The sequence below is a fragment of the Sphingomonas benefaciens genome (assembly GCF_052907485.1).
On sequence record NZ_JBREIC010000001.1, the window covers coordinates 564,246 to 582,891 of the forward strand.

19 protein-coding genes are annotated in these 18,646 nt (G+C 67.1%); 9 read left to right on the forward strand and 10 right to left on the reverse strand.

Going from position 1 to position 18,646, the window contains the following annotated elements:
- Positions 1–476: 476 nt before the first annotated feature.
- Complete coding sequence (locus ACU5AX_RS02695; protein WP_446689559.1) at positions 477–2,942, reverse strand: TonB-dependent receptor; 2,466 nt, start codon at positions 2,940–2,942, stop codon at positions 477–479.
- A 231-nt stretch (positions 2,943–3,173) separates the two neighbouring features.
- Between ACU5AX_RS02695 and ACU5AX_RS02700 the strand changes: the two genes are divergently transcribed.
- Positions 3,174–3,644 carry an Hsp20 family protein gene (locus tag ACU5AX_RS02700; RefSeq protein WP_446689560.1) on the forward strand — a complete coding sequence of 157 codons (471 nt, stop codon included), beginning with the start codon at positions 3,174–3,176 and terminating at the stop codon, positions 3,642–3,644.
- A gap of 91 nt (positions 3,645–3,735) precedes the next feature.
- Here the strand turns inward: ACU5AX_RS02700 and ACU5AX_RS02705 are convergent, their stop codons facing one another.
- From ACU5AX_RS02705 to secG, 3 genes are all read right to left on the reverse strand, one after another.
- Positions 3,736–4,179, reverse strand: a complete 444-nt coding sequence (locus ACU5AX_RS02705) for a hypothetical protein (RefSeq protein WP_446689561.1) — start codon at positions 4,177–4,179, stop codon at positions 3,736–3,738.
- A 71-nt stretch (positions 4,180–4,250) separates the two neighbouring features.
- Positions 4,251–5,885, reverse strand: coding sequence for a CTP synthase (gene pyrG, locus ACU5AX_RS02710; protein ID WP_198352847.1), 1,635 nt, complete (start codon positions 5,883–5,885; stop codon positions 4,251–4,253).
- 89 nt (positions 5,886–5,974) lie between these two features.
- On the reverse strand, positions 5,975–6,358 hold the full coding sequence (gene secG, locus ACU5AX_RS02715) for a preprotein translocase subunit SecG (RefSeq protein WP_198352846.1): 384 nt from the start codon (positions 6,356–6,358) through the stop codon (positions 5,975–5,977).
- Positions 6,359–6,673: 315 nt separating this feature from the next.
- Here secG and ACU5AX_RS02720 point away from each other — a divergent pair, with 315 nt between their 5' ends.
- From ACU5AX_RS02720 to eda, 8 genes are all read left to right on the forward strand, one after another.
- Complete coding sequence (locus tag ACU5AX_RS02720; protein WP_446689562.1) at positions 6,674–7,009, forward strand: MarR family transcriptional regulator; 336 nt, start codon at positions 6,674–6,676, stop codon at positions 7,007–7,009.
- A gap of 28 nt (positions 7,010–7,037) precedes the next feature.
- Positions 7,038–7,316 (forward strand): SH3 domain-containing protein, encoded by a 279-nt coding sequence (locus ACU5AX_RS02725; protein ID WP_446689563.1) that lies wholly within the window; start codon positions 7,038–7,040, stop codon positions 7,314–7,316.
- A complete protein-coding gene (gene argC, locus ACU5AX_RS02730; RefSeq protein WP_446689564.1) occupies positions 7,313–8,251 on the forward strand; it encodes an N-acetyl-gamma-glutamyl-phosphate reductase in 939 nt (312 codons plus the stop codon). The genes ACU5AX_RS02725 and argC overlap by 4 nt, the downstream gene beginning before the upstream one ends.
- A gap of 4 nt (positions 8,252–8,255) precedes the next feature.
- The gene (gene zwf, locus ACU5AX_RS02735; protein ID WP_446689565.1) at positions 8,256–9,719 is read left to right on the forward strand and encodes a glucose-6-phosphate dehydrogenase; all 1,464 of its coding nucleotides are present in this window, start codon (positions 8,256–8,258) and stop codon (positions 9,717–9,719) included.
- Positions 9,720–9,846: 127 nt separating this feature from the next.
- Positions 9,847–10,551 carry a 6-phosphogluconolactonase gene (gene pgl / locus ACU5AX_RS02740; RefSeq protein WP_198352842.1) on the forward strand — a complete coding sequence of 235 codons (705 nt, stop codon included), beginning with the start codon at positions 9,847–9,849 and terminating at the stop codon, positions 10,549–10,551.
- Positions 10,552–10,588: 37 nt separating this feature from the next.
- A complete protein-coding gene (gene edd / locus ACU5AX_RS02745) occupies positions 10,589–12,400 on the forward strand; it encodes a phosphogluconate dehydratase (RefSeq protein ID WP_446689566.1) in 1,812 nt (603 codons plus the stop codon).
- Positions 12,401–12,490: 90 nt separating this feature from the next.
- Complete coding sequence (gene glk / locus ACU5AX_RS02750) at positions 12,491–13,462, forward strand: glucokinase (protein WP_446689567.1); 972 nt, start codon at positions 12,491–12,493, stop codon at positions 13,460–13,462.
- A 9-nt stretch (positions 13,463–13,471) separates the two neighbouring features.
- A complete protein-coding gene (gene eda / locus ACU5AX_RS02755; RefSeq protein WP_446689568.1) occupies positions 13,472–14,077 on the forward strand; it encodes a bifunctional 4-hydroxy-2-oxoglutarate aldolase/2-dehydro-3-deoxy-phosphogluconate aldolase in 606 nt (201 codons plus the stop codon).
- A 50-nt stretch (positions 14,078–14,127) separates the two neighbouring features.
- Here eda and ACU5AX_RS02760 read toward each other — a convergent pair whose 3' ends face one another.
- The 6 genes from ACU5AX_RS02760 to ACU5AX_RS02785 form a co-directional block, all read right to left on the reverse strand.
- Positions 14,128–14,619, reverse strand: coding sequence for a GNAT family N-acetyltransferase (locus ACU5AX_RS02760; RefSeq protein WP_446690452.1), 492 nt, complete (start codon positions 14,617–14,619; stop codon positions 14,128–14,130).
- 60 nt (positions 14,620–14,679) lie between these two features.
- Positions 14,680–15,648 (reverse strand): endolytic transglycosylase MltG, encoded by a 969-nt coding sequence (mltG, locus tag ACU5AX_RS02765; protein WP_446689569.1) that lies wholly within the window; start codon positions 15,646–15,648, stop codon positions 14,680–14,682.
- Positions 15,649–15,670: 22 nt separating this feature from the next.
- Positions 15,671–16,927, reverse strand: coding sequence for a beta-ketoacyl-ACP synthase II (gene fabF / locus ACU5AX_RS02770; RefSeq protein ID WP_446689570.1), 1,257 nt, complete (start codon positions 16,925–16,927; stop codon positions 15,671–15,673).
- A 169-nt stretch (positions 16,928–17,096) separates the two neighbouring features.
- Positions 17,097–17,333 (reverse strand): acyl carrier protein, encoded by a 237-nt coding sequence (locus ACU5AX_RS02775; protein ID WP_019515010.1) that lies wholly within the window; start codon positions 17,331–17,333, stop codon positions 17,097–17,099.
- A 122-nt stretch (positions 17,334–17,455) separates the two neighbouring features.
- A complete protein-coding gene (gene fabG / locus ACU5AX_RS02780) occupies positions 17,456–18,196 on the reverse strand; it encodes a 3-oxoacyl-[acyl-carrier-protein] reductase (RefSeq protein ID WP_198352835.1) in 741 nt (246 codons plus the stop codon).
- Positions 18,197–18,628, reverse strand: a complete 432-nt coding sequence (locus ACU5AX_RS02785) for a GxxExxY protein (RefSeq protein ID WP_198352834.1) — start codon at positions 18,626–18,628, stop codon at positions 18,197–18,199.
- Positions 18,629–18,646: the final 18 nt, after the last annotated feature.

Genomic DNA, 18,646 nt, shown 5'->3' on the forward strand with positions numbered 1-18,646 from the left:
CCGGCGGTGCGCGCAACGAGATGTTGCGGAATCGTCACAGGGCAGGCGCAATCGTGATGCGGCCGTGACATAGCCGATGACAAACCCCGGCCCATGCCATAGCAGAAATTCATCTGAGACACAGGCAACGGCCGTGGTTCGGGGACGACATCGGGACGACGCAGCGAACACGCGCGATCGGCCTGACGACCAAGGGGGCTGACGAGTTTCTCGTCACGCAGGCGCCCGGATCGGCAACGGTCCGGGCGTTTGCCGTTGAAAGGCCGCCCTCCCCGCCGCGGCCGAGCCGGACAAAGGGCGGGAGCTTCCAAATCGCGCCCCTTGTCCGGCTGATCCGGATTAGCCGATCCATCCTGAACGATCGCCTAACGTGGCCCAGTCTTTGTATTTTCCAGCGGCATCGGCCGAGGCCAGAGATGGCGCCCCCCTCCCGGCCGCGGTCGGTATGGCGCGCCCGGCGATGCCTGTCGCTCTGCCTAGAAGGACTTCGACACGGTCACGCCATAAGTGCGCGGATCGCCCGGCTGGCCGACGATCAGCCCGGTGCTGCCCGACTGGGTCGACAGCAATTCGAAATAATGGTGGTCGAAGACGTTGCGCACCCAGGCGAAGACATTGGTGCCGTCCTGCCGATAGCCGAGCCGAACATTGGAGAGCGAATAGCCCTCGATCCAGGTATAGGCGGACGGCGACGGATTGGACGAGAAGCGCGAGCGATAGCTGCCGTCATAGCCGACATAGGCCTCGCCGCCGGCACTCGGCACCGGCAGGCTGTATTCGCCGCCGAACGAGAAAGCCCATTTCGAGATGCCGGGCAGCCGCTGGCCGGAGATGTCGCAATAGGCCGGGCTGCGGCCGCCGGGGGTGCCGGCCAGATCGGTGATGCCGCCGGGGGCCGTGGCGGTACCACCCGACAGTTCCGGCGGGCATGGCGCGTTGGTGAAGCGGACGTATCGGGCGTCGGTATAGGCGCCGCTGAGATAGAGGCTGAGGTGCCGGTCGGGACGGAAGCTGCTGTCGAACTCGACGCCGCGCGAGCGGACCTTGCCCGCATTGGCGAGATAGCCGCGGATCACGTTGATCGCATTGTTGTTCACCGTCGCCTGATAGTCGGCGACGTCGGTCCAGAAGCCGGCGAGGTTGAAGGTCAGGCGCCGGTCGAGGAACTGCGTCTTCAGGCCGATCTCGTAATTGTTGACCTTCTCCGGCTTGACCGTCTGCGTCGACAGGTCGACACCGGTGTTGGTGGCGTTGAGCGGCAGGCCGGACAGGTTGATGCCGCCCGATTTGAAGCTGCGCGCATAGGTCGCATAAGCGTGGATGTCCGGCGTCGCGTCGTAGGAGACGGTGATGTCGCCGGAGGTGTTCCAGGCGCTGAACCGCGGACTGTAGCGTTGCGGTGCGAGCGTGTTGATCTGGTTTTGGAAGGTTGTGCGCGCCGCCGCGGTCGGCTGGGCGGCGAGCAGGGCGGCGACATTGTCGGCGGTTGCGGTGAAGCGATATTGCGCATTGGCGATGCTGACCACGGACTCATAGAATCCGGACTTGCGGTCATAGTTGACGCGCAGGCCGGGCTGGACGTGAAATGCGTCGGTCAGCGCCCAGTTGAGCTTGGCAAAGACGGCGAAGCTGTCGTTGCTGAAGTCGATCGTGTTGGTCGAGGTCAGGCCGTTCAGCACATTGGGATTGTTCGCGTCCGAACCGGACAGCAGGAAGCGGCTCGCCGCCGATCCCTGCACCTGCGATCCCTGGGTGTGGATCGTCTGGTGGAACAGGAAAGCGCCGACCGTATAGTCGAGCCGGTTGCTGCCGTTCGAGGCGAGCCGGAATTCCTGCGACACCTGTTTCTGCTGCGACGGGTTCTGCGACACGGTGGTGATCGGCAGGCCGGTGAAGTCGCGATCGTTCTGCGGCTGCCAGTCCCAATAGCGCCAGGCGCTGACCGAGGTCAGCGTCGCCGGGCCGATATCCCAATTGGCGACCAGCGACGCGCCGCCGACCTCCTGCCGGGAATTGATGCCGGCATCGAGATCGGTGACCCGGTCAAAGGGATCGGTGCTCGGCGGCCGATAGTTGAGCGCCGCCGCCAGCGCGGCATATTGGCGGGCGAGCGGCCGCTGCGTTGTCCCGACGCGGGCGTAATATTGCACGCAGCACAGCGGGTTCTGGACGTTGAAGTCACCCGACAGTGTCAGGCTGAGCGCGCTGGTGGCCTGCCAGAGCAATTGGCCGCGCAGGCCGAGGTTGCGCTGGCGGTGCAGATCCTCTCCCGAACGGGTGTCGTAGATCGTCCCGCGGCGCGTCGTCGCAGAGGCCGACAGGCGCAGCGCGATATCGTCGGACAGCGGCCCGGACACCGATGCCTTGGCCTGGACGAAGCGGTAATTGCCGAGGCTGATTTCCGCCCGCCCCTCCGGCGTGAAGCTGGGCGCGCGAGTGGTGACGTTGAGCGCCCCGGCCGTGGTGTTCTTGCCGTATAGCGTCCCCTGTGGCCCGCGCAGCACCTCAACCCGCTCGACATCGACGAAGTCGAAGGTCGAGGCGCCGATCCGGCCGATATAGACGCCGTCGACATAGAAGCCGACGCCCTGTTCGATGCCGTCGTTGGTCAGGCCGAACGGTGCGCCGAGCCCGCGGATGTTGATCGCCGAATTGCGGGGGTTGCTGGAGTAGAATTGCAGGGCCGGCTGTTGCTGCTGCAGCCGGTTGACGTTGAACGCGCCGGTCTTGTCGATGTCCGCTCCGCCGATCACGGACATGGCGATCGGCACGCGCTGGACCGATTCGGAACGCCGCCGCGCGGTGACCAGAATGTCGCCCTGCTGCGAGCTGGCGTCCGCCGCCGCCGGTGCCGGCTGCCCCTCTGCCGGCCCATCCTGGATCGGCACGGCGGACGCGGCGGCGGTCTGACCCGCGAACAGGATTGCGAGCGTAAGCGACATGCAGGACCCCTTTATCGTTCGCCGGCAACGTCCACTGGTTGACTAGGCGATCAAAGAAGGACTTGCTTGTCCGGGACATAGCGCGGCTTGCCGGCCAGCGGCACCGGATCTCTTGTAAAGGGCCGAAGCCTTCCCAAATCTGGGTCGCACGGGGCCGATACGGACCGTGCAGAGGTGCCGCGCACGAGCGGGCGCCGAACACATCAACTCGCTTCTTTCGGAGGATTTGACATGCGACTCGACCTGACCCCCTATCGCCGCTCGACGATCGGTTTCGACCGGCTGTTCGATCTGCTCGAGGCCAATGCCCGCGGCAACGCGGCGGAGAATTATCCGCCTTTCAACCTCGAACGCATCGCTGACGACCGTTACCGCATCACGCTGGCGGTCGCCGGTTTCAGCTGCGACGAGATCGAGATCACCGCGCAGCAGAATCTGCTGCTCGTCGCCGGCAAGAAGGAAGACAAGGCGGCCAACGCCAACTTCCTGCACGTCGGCATCGCGAACCGCAGCTTCGAACGCCGCTTCGAACTCGCCGACTTCGTCTTCGTCGAGGATGCCCGTCTCAACGACGGTCTGCTCGTCATCGACCTGGTCCGCGAAGTGCCCGAGGCGATGAAGCCGAAGAGCATCGCGATCAAGACGGGCACGCCGCTCGCCGCCGTCGAGAACCAGACCGAGGCGACGCAGCAGGCCGCGTAACACGGATCGGCGTCTGTAGCTCCCTTTTCCAGACGTCGTGGGGCGTCCGGGCCGACGGGTCCGGGCGCCTTCTTGTGTGCAGCGACAAGGGTCAGCCGCGCACGAATGCGGGGGAGCGCGGGTCGAACCAGTCGCTCGCGTCGGGGCTGTAGAGGATGAGGATCGCCAGCCCCTCGATCATCAATTGCGCGATCGAGGCGACGATCATGACCGGAGCCGTCCCCTCCGGAGACACGACCCCGATCGCGCGCAGCAGCGCCACGCTGGTCGCCAGAGCCATGAACCAACGAAGCAGCAGCGTCCCCCGCGCTCCGACTGATCGCCGGAACACGACGAGGATGAACAAGGTGATCGCAAAGCCGATCCCTGCGACACGGATCCAAAAGATCCGACGCGCCAGCACCCGGGCGGCCTCTGGCGCCAGTGCGAAGCCGAAGGTCATCGAACGGCTCGCCGCGATGGCGAGCGCGACGCTCAGCAGACAGGATGCGGCGAACAGGAACGCGAACAGCTTCAGCGACAGCGGCCGTGCCACATGGGCCTCCGGGGACGAATGAGTCGTCCCCTTCCTATCGTTTCAGCGCTTAACGCTTTGCGACGTCGGCGTCAGACCAGGCGGCTCTGCTTCACCGCCGCGGCGATGAAACTGGCGAACAGCGGATGCGGGTCGAACGGCTTGCTCTTTAGCTCCGGATGGAACTGGACACCGACGAACCAGGGATGGTCCGGCCGCTCGACGATTTCCGGCAGTGTGCCGTCGGGCGACATGCCGCTGAACACCAACCCGCCCTTTTCGAGCGCGTCCTTGTAATGGGTGTTGACCTCGTAACGGTGGCGATGCCGCTCGTGGATCGTCGTGCCGCCATAGATCGAGGCGACCACCGAATTGCCGTCCAGCGCCGCCTCATAGGCGCCAAGCCGCATCGTGCCGCCAAGATCGCCCGACGCCTCCCGCTTCTCCAGCCCGTCGCGACCCATCCATTCGGTGATCAGACCGACCACCGGCTCCTCGGTCGGTCCGAACTCGGTCGACGAGGCCTGCTCGATCCCGGCGAGGTCGCGCGCGCCCTCGACACAAGCCATCTGCATGCCGAAGCAGATGCCGAAATAGGGGATCTCGCGCTCGCGGGCGAATTTGACCGACTTGATCTTGCCCTCCGCGCCGCGCTCGCCGAACGCGCCGGGGACGAGGATCGCGTCGCACGGCTCGAGCTGGCTGACGATCTCGCTGGAGTCGTTCTCGAACATTTCGGCGTCGATCCACCGGATGTTGACCTTCACCCGGTTGGCGATACCGCCATGGACGAGCGCCTCGTTGAGCGACTTGTACGCATCCTGCAGGCCGACATATTTGCCGACGACGCCGACCGTCACCTCGCCCTCGGGATTGGTCAGCCGGTCCATGATGTCGGTCCAGCGCGACAGATCGGGCGCCGAGGACGGCGTGATGCCGAAGGCGCGCAGCACCTCCGAATCGAGGCCCTCGCCGTGATATTGCAGCGGCACGCCGTAGATGCTCTTGGCATCCAGCGCCGGAATCACCGCGCTCTCGGGCACGTTGCAGAACAGCGCGATCTTGGCGCGCTCCGACGGCGGCAGCGGATGTTCGCAGCGGCAGACCAGCACGTCGGGCTGCACGCCCAACGCCGCCAGGTCACGCACCGAATGCTGCGTCGGCTTGGTCTTCAACTCGCCGGCGGCAGCGATATAGGGCACCAACGTCACGTGGATGCTGATCGCATTGCCGCGGCCGACCTCGTTCTTCAGCTGGCGAATCGCCTCGATGAACGGCAGCGATTCGATGTCGCCGACCGTGCCGCCGATCTCGCAGAGCACGAAGTCGAGGTCGTCCGTCTCGGCGCGGGCGAACGCCTTGATCGCGTCGGTGACGTGCGGGATGACCTGCACCGTCGCGCCGAGGTAATCGCCGCGCCGTTCGCGCTCGATGATCGACTTGTAGATCCGGCCCGAAGTGACATTGTCCGACTGGCGCGACGCGACGCCGGTGAACCGCTCGTAATGGCCGAGGTCGAGGTCGGTCTCCGCCCCGTCGTCGGTCACATAGACCTCGCCGTGCTGATACGGGCTCATCGTGCCCGGATCGACATTGAGATAGGGATCGAACTTGCGGATCCGGACGCGGTAGCCGCGTGCCTGGAGAAGAGCTGCAAGAGAGGCCGCCATGAGGCCCTTGCCGAGCGACGAGACCACGCCGCCGGTGATGAAGATATACCGCGCCATGGGAAGAACCGCCTAGCTTGGGTTGGGGGCAAACGACAAGAGCGCGCGCCGCGAGGACGCGCGTTTATGCGGCGAACCGCTGAACCGGATTAGCGGGCGAGTGGAACCGCGCCGTTGTCCGCCGGCGCCGTCGCGGGCGCTGCCGCGTTGCTCGGCGTCGCCGGCGCCGCATCGGCGGGCGTGTTGGGCACCGCATCCTGCTTCGGTGCCGGAACGGTCCGCGCCAACGAGGTATCGATCGTCTGCGTCTGCCGGCTCGCCGCGAGGAACGCCAGCGCGATCGACATGACGACGAACACCGTCGCCAAGATCGAGGTCAGGCGGGTCAGAAAGTCCGCCGCGCCGCGCGCCGACATCAGGCCCGACGGGCTGCCGCCCATGCCAAGGCCACCGCCCTCCGACCGCTGCATCAGGATCACCGTCACGAGTGCGGCGGCGATGATGGCATGGACGACGAGAAGGAAGGTGAACATCTAAGGTCCCGATTGTCGGTGAAGGCGCGCACATAGGCGAGGTGCGCCGGGGGATCAACCGCGCGTTCCGTCGCCGTGACACGGGCCGGGATCGCCCTCGCCGGATTAGTGTCGATTCGCGTCCCGGGCCAACCGCGCGGCCGCGCCAACCGCCGCTGCCGTCCGACCGGCCTGCAATCGCCGCCTTTTCGTTAATTTTTCGCGGAAACCTGCAGCGGGGCGCGGCGTTATGACCGCGAAACGACACCCGAAAATGGGTGCAGATACGGGTATTTGCACGTGGGAACAGCCGCCGCGCAATCACTGTCGACGTGGATGACCGCTCTGGTCGATTACGTCCGCTCGGGCGAGCCCGATCTGACCAACCGGCAGATGGCCTTGCTCATGCTCGTCTACCTCAATCCCGGCCCCCATACCGTCCGCGGTCTGGCGCGCGCCCTGAACGTCTCGAAGCCCGTCGTCACGCGCGCCTTGAACAGGTTGGGCGCACTCGGCTATCTGCGCCGGCAACGCGACGACAGCGACAAGCGCAACATCTTCGTCGCTCGCACATCCGAAGGGGCAGATTTTCTTGAAGAGTTCGGGCATTTCCTCGGCGAAGGCGACCCGCCAGCCCCCCACCGAGCCCCTCTCCGCGCCGCAATCGCGTAAGACGTTCGCACTGACGGGCCCGTCGGTCGTGCTCGATCCCCGCACGCATGCGGTGCGCGGCGACCTTGCCGACGTGCGCCTCGCCGAGCAGGTGTTCGCGCCGCATTACGCCGCGCCGATCCTGACGGTCGCGCGGCAGGCGACGTCGATTTTTGCCGATCGCAACCGCACCGCCCCGCTCGCCGAGCTGGCCGAGGGCGATCGGTTCGAGGTGCTCGAACTGGCCGGCGATCATGCCTGGGGCCGTGCGCCCGAGCGCGACGTCGTCGGCTATGTCGATCGCGTGGCGCTGGATGCCAGCGCATGAGCGTTATGGTCTTCATCGACGGCGCGGTCGGCACCACCGGGCTGGACATCCGTGACCGACTCGCCGGACGGCGGGACCTGTCCGTCGTCACCCTCGACGAGGCGCGGCGCAAGGACGCGGCGGCGCGCGCCGAGGCGCTGAACGATTGCGACATCGCGATCCTGTGCCTGCCCGACGACGCGGCACGCGAGGCGGTGGCGCTGATCCGCAACGATCGTACCCGCGTGATCGACGCCTCGACGGCGCATCGCGTCGCCGATGGCTGGACCTATGGTTTCGCCGAGTTGGAGCCCGATCAGGCGCAGCGCATCGCCGCCGCCCGCTTCGTCGCCAATCCCGGCTGCTATCCGACCGCCTTTCTGGCGCTCGTCCGCCCGCTCGTCCGCGCCGGGCTGATCCCGGCCGACTGGCCGCTGTCGTTCAACGCGGTGTCGGGCTATTCGGGCGGCGGCAAGGCGATGATCGCCGAATTCGAGGAGGGGGGCACCGACACCGCCTTCCGCATCTACGCGCTCGGCCTCGCCCACAAGCATCTGCCGGAGATGCGCGCGCGTGCCGGCCTGTCCTATCCGCCGATCTTCGCCCCGTCGGTTGCCCGCCTGCTTCGCGGCATGCTCGGCGAGGTGCCGCTGCCCCTGCTCCATCTGCCGGCGGCGCCGTCGCTGGCGGACGTCGAGGGTGCGCTGGTCGCGGCCTATGCCGGCTCGCCGCTGGTCCGCGTCGCCCGCGGTGATGCGCAGACGGTGACGATCGAGGAGCATAGCGGCACCGACGGGATGACGCTGCGCGTCTGCGGCAACGCCGACAGCGGCCAGGCGCGGCTGATCGCGACACTCGACAATCTCGGCAAGGGCGCCGGCGGCGCCGCCGTCCAGAATCTCAACATCATGGCCGGACTCGATCCGCTCGCCGGCCTGACCCTGACGAAGGAATAGCGACATGCCGCGCACGCCCGTGGGTAAGCTCCTGCTGTTCGGCGCGACCGGCGATCTCGCCCGGCGCATGCTGCTGCCCTCGCTCTATGGCCTGCATGCCGACGGGCTGCTGCCGGAGGGGCTGACGATCACCGGATCGGCGCGCGGCGACATGGACGACTCCGGCTATCGCGACGTCGTCAAGAAGGCGCTCGACGAGTTCCTGCCCGACGATCGCAAGGACGAGAGCGCGCTCGGCACCTTCATGGAGCGGATCCAGTTCCAGCCCGCCGACCTGTCGGATCCGAACAGCTTCCAGCCGCTCGCCGACAAGATCGGCGACATTTCGGGCGGCCTCGCTATCTATCTGTCGACCGCGCCGTCGCTGTTCGAATCGGCGGTCGAGGGGTTGGAGAAGGTCGGCCTGACCGGCCCGACCGTCCGCATCGCGCTGGAAAAGCCGCTCGGTTACGACCTCGCCTCGTCGATCGAGATCAACGACACCGTCGCGCGCGCCTTTCCGGAGGAGCGGACGTTCCGCATCGACCATTATCTGGGCAAGGAAACGGTCCAGAACATCCTGGCGCTACGTTTCGGCAATTCGATGTTCGAGCCGATCTGGAACGCGCAGGGGATCGACAACGTCCAGATCACCATCGCCGAAACCGTTGGGCTGGAGGATCGCGCCGGCTATTACGAGGGCGCGGGCGCGCTGCGCGACATGGTCGCCAACCACATGCTCCAGCTCGTCGCGCTGATCGCGATGGAGCCGCCAGCATTGTACGACGGCACCGCGATCCGCGACGAGAAGGCGAAGGTCTTCCGCTCGATGCGCCAGATCAAGCCGGAGGAGGTGCAGGCCTGCACCGTCACCGGCCAGTATGAAGAGGGCGCGGTCGGCGGCAAGGTCGTCAAGGGCTATGACGAAGAGCTCGGCTACGACAGCGACGTCGAGACCTTCGTCGCGATCAAGGCACATATCGATAACTGGCGCTGGCAGGGCGTGCCCTTCTACCTGCGCACCGGCAAAAGGATGGCGAAGCGCCGCAGCGAGATCGCGATCCAGTTCAAGCCGGTGCCGCATTCGATGTTCTCCGGCCGTGGCGGCCTGCTCCAGCCCAACACGATGGTGATCCGTCTGCAGCCGGAGGAATATGTCCAGCTGCTGGTGATGACCAAGGAACCGGGGCTCGACCGCGAGGGGATCAAGCTGCGCGAAGTGCCGCTCAATCTCAGCCTCGACGCCGAATTCTCCGGCAAGCGGCGGCGCATCGCCTACGAGCGATTGCTGCTCGACCTGATCGAGGGCGACCAGACGCTGTTCGTCCGCCGCGACGAGGTCGAGGCGCAATGGAAGTGGATCGACGCGATCCGCGCCGGCTGGGCGGCCAACCAGACCCGGCCGAAACATTATGCCGCGGGCACCTGGGGCCCGGCCGGCGCGATCGCGCTGACCGAGCGCGACGGCGTGACCTGGCAGGACGATTGACCTTTTACTGTCATTCCCGCGAAGGCGGGAATCCAGACGCGCAGGGCTGCGATAGAGCCGCGACGGCATAGTGTCTGGATCCCCGCCTCCGCGGGGATGACGGCAGTTTGAAGAGATTGGACGACGCATGACCGAAATCGAATGGTGGGAATACGACGACGCAGGCGAGCTCGCCGAGGCGATCGCCGGCGACATCCAGTTCGTCATCGAAAGCGCGCTGGATGCGCGCGGCTCCGCAGTCATCGCCCTCGCCGGCGGCAAGACGCCCTTCCCCGCCTATGAGAAGCTCGCCAAGGCGAAGCTCGACTGGAAGCGCGTGACGATCGTCCCCGGCGACGAGCGGATCGTGCCGCTCGGCGACCCGCTGTCCAACGTCACCCAGCTCGGCAAGCTGTTCATTCCCAAGGGCGCGCGTGTCATCCCGATCGTCCCCGCGGCGACCGAGGATTACAAGGCCGCGGGCCGCTCCGCCGATGCGCTGATGCAGGATCTGCACTGGCCGCTCGACCTCTGCCTGCTCGGCGTCGGCGGCGACGGCCATACCGCGTCGATCTTTCCCGGCCCCGATTTCGACGAGGCGCTCAACGGCCCCAAGGAACGACGCATGCTGGGCGTGATGCCCGATCCGCTGCCGCCGGAGGCGCCGGTGGCGCGCGTCACCCTGTCGCGCGCCGCGATCGCCAGCGCGCGCGCGCTGATGATCGCCGTGACGGGACAGGCGAAGCGCGAAGTGATTGAAAAGGCCATCGACCAGGGGCCGTCCTCGCCCTATCCCATCGGCCGGGTACTCGCCGACGTCGAGCTGCCCGTCGACATCCACTGGGCGCCCTGACCGGACGCCCCACCTCTACCGGACGGATTTCCTCCCCATGAATCCCGCCGTTTCCGCCGTTACCGACCGGATCATCGAACGATCCCGGCCGCGCCGCTCTGCCTATCTCGCGCTGATCGAGCGCGAGCGCGAGAATGGCGTTCGCCGCCCGCAGCTGGGCTGCGCCAATCTCGCCCATGCCTATGCCGGCACCGAGGAGGATCGCGACGCGATGCGCCACGGCCCCGGCATGAACATCGGCATCGTCACCGCCTACAACGACATGCTGTCGGCGCATGCGGTCTATTATCGCTACCCGGAACTGATGAAGGTGTGGGCGCGCGAGGTCGGCGCGACGGCGCAGGTCGCGGGCGGCGTGCCGGCGATGTGCGACGGCGTGACCCAGGGCTATGCCGGCATGGAGCTGTCGCTGTTCAGCCGCGACACGATCGCGCTCAGCACCGCGATCGCGCTCAGCCACGGCACGTTCGAGGGGGCGGCGCTGCTCGGCATCTGCGACAAGATCGTGCCCGGCCTGCTGATGGGCGCTCTGCGCTTCGGCCATCTGCCGATGGTGCTGATCCCGGGCGGCCCGATGCCCACCGGTATCGCCAACAAGGCGAAGGCGGCGGTGCGCGAACGCTATGCGGTCGGCGAGGCGACGCGCGACGAATTGCTCGATACCGAGATCCAGGCCTATCACGGCAAGGGCACCTGCACCTTCTACGGCACCGCCAACACCAATCAGATGATGATGGAGGTGATGGGCCTGCACATGCCCGGCGCCGCCTTCGTTCAGCCGCAGACCAAGCTTCGCCAGGAACTGACGCGGGCGGCGGTGCACCGGCTTGCCGGCCTCGGCTGGCGGGGCGACGATTACCGGCCGCTCGGCCATTGCGTCGACGAGCGTGCGGTCGTGAACGCTGCGGTCGGCCTGCTCGCCACCGGCGGCTCCACCAACCATCTGATGCATCTGCCGGCGATCGCGCGCGCGGCGGGGATCGTCATCGACTGGGAGGATTTCGATCGGCTCAGCCAGGCGGTGCCGCTGATCGCGCGCGTCTATCCGAACGGGTCGGCGGACGTGAACGGCTTCGAGGAAGCGGGCGGCATGCCGTTCGTGATCCGCGAATTGCTGTCGGCCGGGCTGCTGCACGGCGACATCCCGACGATCGGCGGCGGTGATCTCAGCGCCTATGCCGAAAAGCCGGTGATGCAGGACGACCGGCTCGCCTGGCAGCCGGTCGGCGACAGCGGCGACGAGACGATCCTACGCCCCGCCACCAACCCCTTCTCGCCCGATGGCGGCATGCGCATCCTCACCGGCAATATCGGCCGTGCCTGTATCAAGGTGTCGGCGGTCGACCGCGCGCGCTGGATCATCGAGGCGCCGGCGCGCGTTTTTACCGACCAGGCCGATGTGCTCTCCGCCTTCAAGGCAGGCGGGCTCGAGCGCGACGTCGTGGTCGTGGTTCGCTTCCAGGGTCCGCGCGCCAACGGCATGCCCGAACTGCACAAGCTGACCCCGCCGCTCGGCGTGCTGCAGAATCGTGGGTTCAAGGTCGCGCTGGTCACCGACGGTCGGATGTCCGGCGCCAGTGGTAAGGTGCCGTGCGCGATCCATTGCTCGCCCGAGGCGCTGGGCCAGGGCGCGATCGGTAAGATCCGCGACGGCGACCTGATCCGCCTCGATGCCGAAGCCGGGACGCTCGAGGCGTTGGTCGACGCGGAGGAATGGGACGAACGCCCCCTTGCCGAGGCGCCGCCGGCCGCCGAGGGCATGGGCCGCGAGCTGTTCGCGATGTTCCGCCAGCTGGCCGACGAGGCGGAGCAGGGCGCATCGCCGATGTTGGCCGCGGCGGGACTGTAACAAAAACGACCCATCACCCCGCTCTTCAGGCGGGCGGGAGACGCGGCGCGCCGGACGTCGAAGGGTCGGCAACGATAATCGGAGGGATGAATGCACGTCGTAGCGGTGGACATCGGGGGCACGCATGCCCGTTTCGCGATCGCGGAGGTCGAGGGCGGCCGCGTCGTCTCGCTCGGCGAGCCGATGACGCTGCGCACCGAAGACCATGCCAGCCTGCAGACGGCATGGCAGGCCTTCGCCGCGGCGCATGGCGGTGACCTGCCCAAGGCGGCGGCGATCTCCGTCGCCTCGCCGATCACCGGCGACGTGATCCGGCTGACCAACAATCCCTGGGTGATCCGCCCGTCGCTGATCCCGGAGCGGCTCGGCGCCGACATCTATACGGTGATCAACGATTTCGGCGCGGTCGGCCATGCCGTCGCGCAATTGCCGCAGCAGCATTTCGTCCACCTCTGCGGACCGGACACGCCGATCCCGACCGACGGCATCACCACCGTCTGTGGGCCCGGCACCGGACTCGGCGTCGCGCAGGTCTTCCAGACCGACAAGCGTTATTACGTTCTGCCGACCGAGGGCGGCCATATGGACTTTTCGCCGCTCGACGCGATCGAGGATGCGATCGTCCGCCGCCTGCGCCGCACCTTCACCCGCGTCTCGGCCGAGCGGATTTGTTCGGGCCCCGGCATCGTCGCGATCTACGAGACGCTGGCGGAGATGGAAGCGCGCCCCGTCCCCAGCCGCGACGACAAGACGATCTGGACCGAAGCCCTCGACGGCACCGATTCGATCGCGCTTGCCGCGCTCGATCGCTTCTGCCTGTCGCTCGGCGCGGTCGCCGGCGACCTGGCGCTGACCCACGGTGCCAAGGGCGTGGTGATCGCCGGCGGTCTCGGCCTGCGCATCAAGGACAAACTGATCCGCTCCGGCTTCGATCAGCGCTTCGTCGCCAAAGGCCGCTTCCAGTCGATGATGGCCGGCATTCCGGTGAAGCTCATCACCCATCCCCAGCCCGGCCTGTTCGGGGCCGCCGCCGCCTTCGCCCAGCAGCATACCGGCCAATAAGGACCCATCATGACCGACATCGCCACCATCATGCAGACCAGCGCCGTGATTCCGGTGCTGGTGATCGACGACGCCGCTACGGCCCGGCCCTTGGCCGAGGCTCTGGTCGCTGGCGGGCTGCGCGTGCTCGAGGTGACGTTGCGCACCGGCGCGGCGATGGAGGCGATCGCCGAGATGAAGCAGGTGCCGGGCGCGATCGTCGGCGCCGGCACGGTGGTCAACGAGGCGCAGGCGCGCGACGTGATCGACGCCGGGGTCGAATTCATCGTCTCGCCTGGCCTGACCGAGCGGCTCGCCAGGCCGATTCTCGACGCCGGCGTCGCCTATCTTCCCGGCACCGCGACGGCGGGCGACATCATGCGCGGCCTCGACCTCGGCCTCACCCACTTCAAGTTCTTCCCCGCCGAGACCAGCGGCGGCTTGAAGGCGCTGAAGGCGCTGGCCGCCCCCTTCTACCAATGCCGCTTCTGCCCGACCGGCGGCATCACCGAGGCGTCTGCGCCCGAGTGGCTGGCGTTCAAGCCCGTGCTCTGCGTCGGCGGCAGTTGGGTGACCGGCGGCACCATGGCGGAGGTGGAGGCCAAGTCCCGCGCGGCGAGCGCATTGCGCGGCTGAGGATCATAGCGGCGGGGTGCATCGCGAGATGCTTCCCGCCGGCCCGGCGGTCAGCGTTCGAGCGGCGCTGCAAGATCCTTGCGCATCCGGATCAGCGGAACGTCGACGTCACCGACCCGCGCCGTCACCTCTTCCAACGGCCGGTAACCGCATGCGGTGTACAGCAGCCGACCGCTCAGCGTGCTCATCAGCTCCGCCGCCCGAAAGCCGTCCGCCGCCGCGGCTGCCTCGCAAAAGGCGAGGATCGCGCGTCCGATCCCGCGCCGCGCATGGTCGGGGTGCGTGTACATCGCCCGGATGCGTGCCGGCTGCGTCGCGGGGTCGAGCACCGCCGGATCGCGCAGGTCGGTGCTGTGATCGCCGCCGTACAGCGTCGCGCGGCGGCTCCACCCGCCGCAGCCGATCGCCGCTCCCGCCTCTTCGACCACCGCATAGGTGCCATCGGCGATCAGCTGCGTGTCCAGCCCCATCACCTGTCGGCTGGCGACAACCTGTTCGGCTGACAGGAAACTCTGTTGCAGGCGATCGATCGACATCGCCATCACGACGCGCAGTGCATCGGTATGGGCTGGCGTCGCCCAGCGGATCGCGAAGGCCAACGCCTACATCTCCCCCCGCGCGCGACGGATGGCGTACCATTTCTGCACGTTGGCGTTGTGCTCGGCGAGCGTGTCGGCGAACACGTGGCCGCCGGTGCCGTCCGCGACGAAATACAGTGCCTTCGACTGCGCGGGATCGAGCACTGCGTCGATTGAAGCGCGCCCCGGATTGGCGATCGGCCCGACCGGCAAGCCAGTTTCCGCATAGGTGTTGTAGCCGTTCTTGGCGCGCAATTCGGACCGCAGGATGCGCCGGCCGAGCGGGCGCCCCTTGGTGATCGGATAGATCACCGTCGGATCGGCCTGCAGCGGCATGCCGGCCCTCAGGCGGTTGCCGTAGACGGCGGCGACCATCCGCCGCTCGGACGGCTTGCCCGTCTCCTTCTCGACGATCGAGGCGAGGATGACCGCCTGTTCGGGCGTCGACACCGCTATGCCCGGCTTGCGCTTCGCCCAGGCGGACTGGAGGTAGCTGCGCATCGCCGTCTGCATCCGGGTGACGACGGAGGCGCGCGTGTCGCCGCGCTGGAAGGCATAGCTGTCGGGCAGCACCGATCCTTCCGCCGGCACCGGTACCGGGCCGACCAGACCGTCGGCCTTCATCAGCGCGTCGTGGACGAGCACCGACGGATAGCCCTCCGGCACGACGACGAGCCGCTGCAGCACCTTGCCGCCCTGCAGCATCTTGAGGATGTCGGACTGGCTGGTGTGCGGCGGAATGCGATATTCGCCGGCCTTGATCGGCTCGCCCGAGCCGAACAGCCGCGCGAGCAGGCGGAAGCGGCCGGCCGAGGGGATCGCGCCTGCCTTCTCCAGCTCGCGGGCGGCGCCGGCGAGCGTGCTACCCTCCGCCACCTGCACCGTCAGCGTGCGCGGCGCCGGGCCGGTGCCGCCCCAGCCATGCACCACCCAAAAGGCGGCGACGATCGCCACCAGGGCGACCAGCAATCCGACACAGCCGACCTTGCGCACGTCCGTCTCCCCGCCGTGCGGATCAGATCGCCTTCATCACCAGCGACGCATTGGTGCCGCCGAAGCCGAAGGAGTTGTTCAGCACCGCCTTGACCTCGCGCTTCTTGGCGGTGTGCGGCACCAAGTCGACGCCCTCGGTGCCCTCGTCGGGATCGTCGAGGTTGAGCGTCGGCGGCACGATCTGGTCGCGCAGCGCGAGGATGCAGAAGATGCTCTCCACCGCGCCGGCGCCGCCGAGCAGATGGCCGATCGCCGACTTGGTGCTCGACATGGACGCCCCCGACAGGTCGTCACCGAATACCCGCTTCGCCGCGGCGAGTTCGATCGTGTCCGCCATGGTCGAGGTGCCATGGGCATTGATGTAATCGATGTCCGAAGGCTCCATCCCCGCCTTGCGCAGCGCCATGCGCATCGCATTCTCCGCGCCCTTGCCCTCCGGATGCGGCGCGGTGACGTGATAGGCATCGCCCGACAGGCCGTAGCCGACGACCTCGGCATAGATTTTGGCGCCGCGCGCCTTGGCGTGCTCATATTCCTCGAGCACGACGACGCCCGCGCCCTCGCCCATCACGAAGCCGTCGCGATTGCGGTCATAGGGTCGGCTCGCCTCGGTCGGGCGGTCGTTCATGCTCGTGTTGAGCGCCCGCGCCTGGGCGAAGCCGGCGACGCCGAGCGGGTTGATCGTGCTTTCCGCACCGCCCGCCAGCATGATGTCGGCATCGTCGTCGCGGATCATCCGGGCGGCATCGCCGATCGAATGCGCGCCGGTCGAGCAGGCGGTGACGACCGCGTGATTCGGCCCCATCAGCCCGTATCTGATGCTGACCTGACCGGAGATCAGATTGATCAACCGGCCATGGACGAAGTGCGGGCTGACCCGGCCGGGGCCGCGTTCGTGCAGATTGACCGATTCGATCTCGATGCCGGGCAGGCCGCCGATGCCCGAACCGATCGACACGCCGGCGCGCAGCTTCGTCGCTTCGTCCATCTCGGTCAGGCCGGCATCCTCCAGCGCCTGGCCGGCGGCGTCGATGCCGTAGACGATGAACGGATCGACCTGGCGCTGGATCTTGTGATCGACGCGCTTGTCGGGGTCGAAGCCATAGTCATGGTCCTTGGGCTTCACCTCGCACGCGATGGTGCATTTCTGCCCCTGGGTATCGAACCGCGTAATCGGGCCGGCGCCCGACTTACCCGCGATCAGATTGGCCCACGCGGTCTCCACGTCCGCACCCAGCGGAGTGACCAGACCGAGACCGGTGACGACGACGCGACGCATGCTCTTCTTCCTCTCAGGCGCCCTGCCGGTCGCGACCGGCATCCCCGCGCTGGGTGACCCCGCGACGATGCGGAGCGGCGACGACATTCAACGCAAAACGGCTCCCCGCCCTCGAGCCGGGGACGGGGAGCCGCTCAATTCCGGCCCGATGTCGACATCGGGCGAGGGCTTAGCCCTTGTGCTCGTCGATATAGGTGATCGCGTCCTTCACGGTCGTGATCTTCTCGGCGGCATCGTCCGGGATCTCGACCCCGAACTCTTCCTCGAACGCCATGACGAGCTCGACGATGTCGAGGCTGTCGGCACCGAGGTCGTCGATGAAGCTCGCATCCTCGGTCACCTTGTCGGCTTCGACGCCGAGATGCTCGACGACGATCTTCTTCACGCGGTCGGCGGTCTCGCTCATGTTCATATCCCTCTTCAGATTGGGGGGTTTTGTCAAAATTGCCCGCATGCCCGTAGAACGGGGCCGTGCGGCTGGCAAGCGTCTGTTAAGACTGGTCCGCGTTCGCCAGTCTTCTTAGCAACTTAGATCATCGCCATGCCGCCGTTGACGTGCAGCGTCTGGCCGGTGACATAGCCGGCTTCGCGGCTGGCGAGATAGACGACCGCGGCGGCGATGTCCTCGCCCGTGCCGAGGTCGCCCGCCGGGATGCGGCCGAGCAGCGCACTCTTCTGCGCCTCCGGCAGCACGTCGGTCATCGCCGAGCGGATGAAGCCCGGTGCGACGCAGTTGACGGTGATGTTACGGCTGGCGAGCTCCTGCGCCAGCGCCTTGGACATGCCGACCAGTCCGGCCTTAGAGGCGGCATAATTGGCCTGGCCCGGATTGCCGGTCTGACCGACGACGGAGGTGATCGACACGACGCGCCCGAAGCGCGCCTTCATCATCGGCTTGGCGGCAGCACGGATGAGGCGGAAGGCAGCCTCCAGATTGACTCGGATCACCTGATCCCATTCGTCATCCTTCATCCGCATCGCCAGATTGTCGCGCGTCACGCCCGCATTGTTGACGAGGATGTCGAGCTTGCCGCCGAGCGCCGCGAGCGCCTGCGGCACCAACGCGTCGACGGCGGCACCGTCCGACAGGTTGCATGGCACGGCGACGTGATCGCCGCCGAGCTCGGCCCGAAACGCCTCCAGCTTGTCGGCATTGCTCCCCGACACCGCCAGCCGCGCCCCCTGCGCCGCCAGACCCTTGGCAATCGCGGAGCCGATGCCCCCAGACGCACCGGTCACCAGTGCGGTCATTCCCGTCAGATCGAACATCTAGCCTCCAAAATTCTTGTTCACGCGGAGGCGCGGAGGCGCGGAGGAAGAAGAATAGTCGTTCACCACCCTCTTCACGCCCTCCTTCAGCGTTGCGCCTCCGAAGTTGATGAGCAGCCCTACGGGCTGATTCAATAATCTGAGATAGGTCAGCAGTTGCTTGGCATGAGCGGCAGTCAGCCGCTCAATCGATTTAACCTCGACGACAAGACGTGCGTCAACGAGGAGGTCGACCCGAAAGGCGCCAGCGAAGCGTTGGCCGTCGGAAACGATATCCACGGGACGCTGCCTGACGATATCATACCCCATTGCGGTGAGGCGCCGGGCAAGTACCGTTTCGTACACGCTTTCAAGCATACCCGGACCGAGCTCCCGGTGGAGACGAAGCGCCAGGTCAAGAACGTCGCCGCTGACGGCGTCGATATCCCTCACGTCTTCTCCGCGCCTCCG

Coding starts and splice junctions, on each gene's coding strand:
- ACU5AX_RS02700 (WP_446689560.1), top strand. CDS start 3,174: ATGCGACTCGACCTGACCCCCTATCGCCGCTCGACGATCGGTTTCGAC.
- secG (WP_198352846.1), bottom strand. CDS start 6,358: ATGTTCACCTTCCTTCTCGTCGTCCATGCCATCATCGCCGCCGCACTC.
- eda (WP_446689568.1), top strand. CDS start 13,472: ATGACCGACATCGCCACCATCATGCAGACCAGCGCCGTGATTCCGGTG.
- fabG (WP_198352835.1), bottom strand. CDS start 18,196: ATGTTCGATCTGACGGGAATGACCGCACTGGTGACCGGTGCGTCTGGG.
- zwf (WP_446689565.1), top strand. CDS start 8,256: ATGCCGCGCACGCCCGTGGGTAAGCTCCTGCTGTTCGGCGCGACCGGC.
- ACU5AX_RS02760 (WP_446690452.1), bottom strand. CDS start 14,619: ATGGCGATGTCGATCGATCGCCTGCAACAGAGTTTCCTGTCAGCCGAA.
- fabF (WP_446689570.1), bottom strand. CDS start 16,927: ATGCGTCGCGTCGTCGTCACCGGTCTCGGTCTGGTCACTCCGCTGGGT.
- ACU5AX_RS02720 (WP_446689562.1), top strand. CDS start 6,674: ATGACCGCTCTGGTCGATTACGTCCGCTCGGGCGAGCCCGATCTGACC.
- pgl (WP_198352842.1), top strand. CDS start 9,847: ATGACCGAAATCGAATGGTGGGAATACGACGACGCAGGCGAGCTCGCC.
- glk (WP_446689567.1), top strand. CDS start 12,491: ATGCACGTCGTAGCGGTGGACATCGGGGGCACGCATGCCCGTTTCGCG.
- edd (WP_446689566.1), top strand. CDS start 10,589: ATGAATCCCGCCGTTTCCGCCGTTACCGACCGGATCATCGAACGATCC.
- argC (WP_446689564.1), top strand. CDS start 7,313: ATGAGCGTTATGGTCTTCATCGACGGCGCGGTCGGCACCACCGGGCTG.
- pyrG (WP_198352847.1), bottom strand. CDS start 5,885: ATGGCGCGGTATATCTTCATCACCGGCGGCGTGGTCTCGTCGCTCGGC.
- ACU5AX_RS02775 (WP_019515010.1), bottom strand. CDS start 17,333: ATGAGCGAGACCGCCGACCGCGTGAAGAAGATCGTCGTCGAGCATCTC.
- ACU5AX_RS02695 (WP_446689559.1), bottom strand. CDS start 2,942: ATGTCGCTTACGCTCGCAATCCTGTTCGCGGGTCAGACCGCCGCCGCG.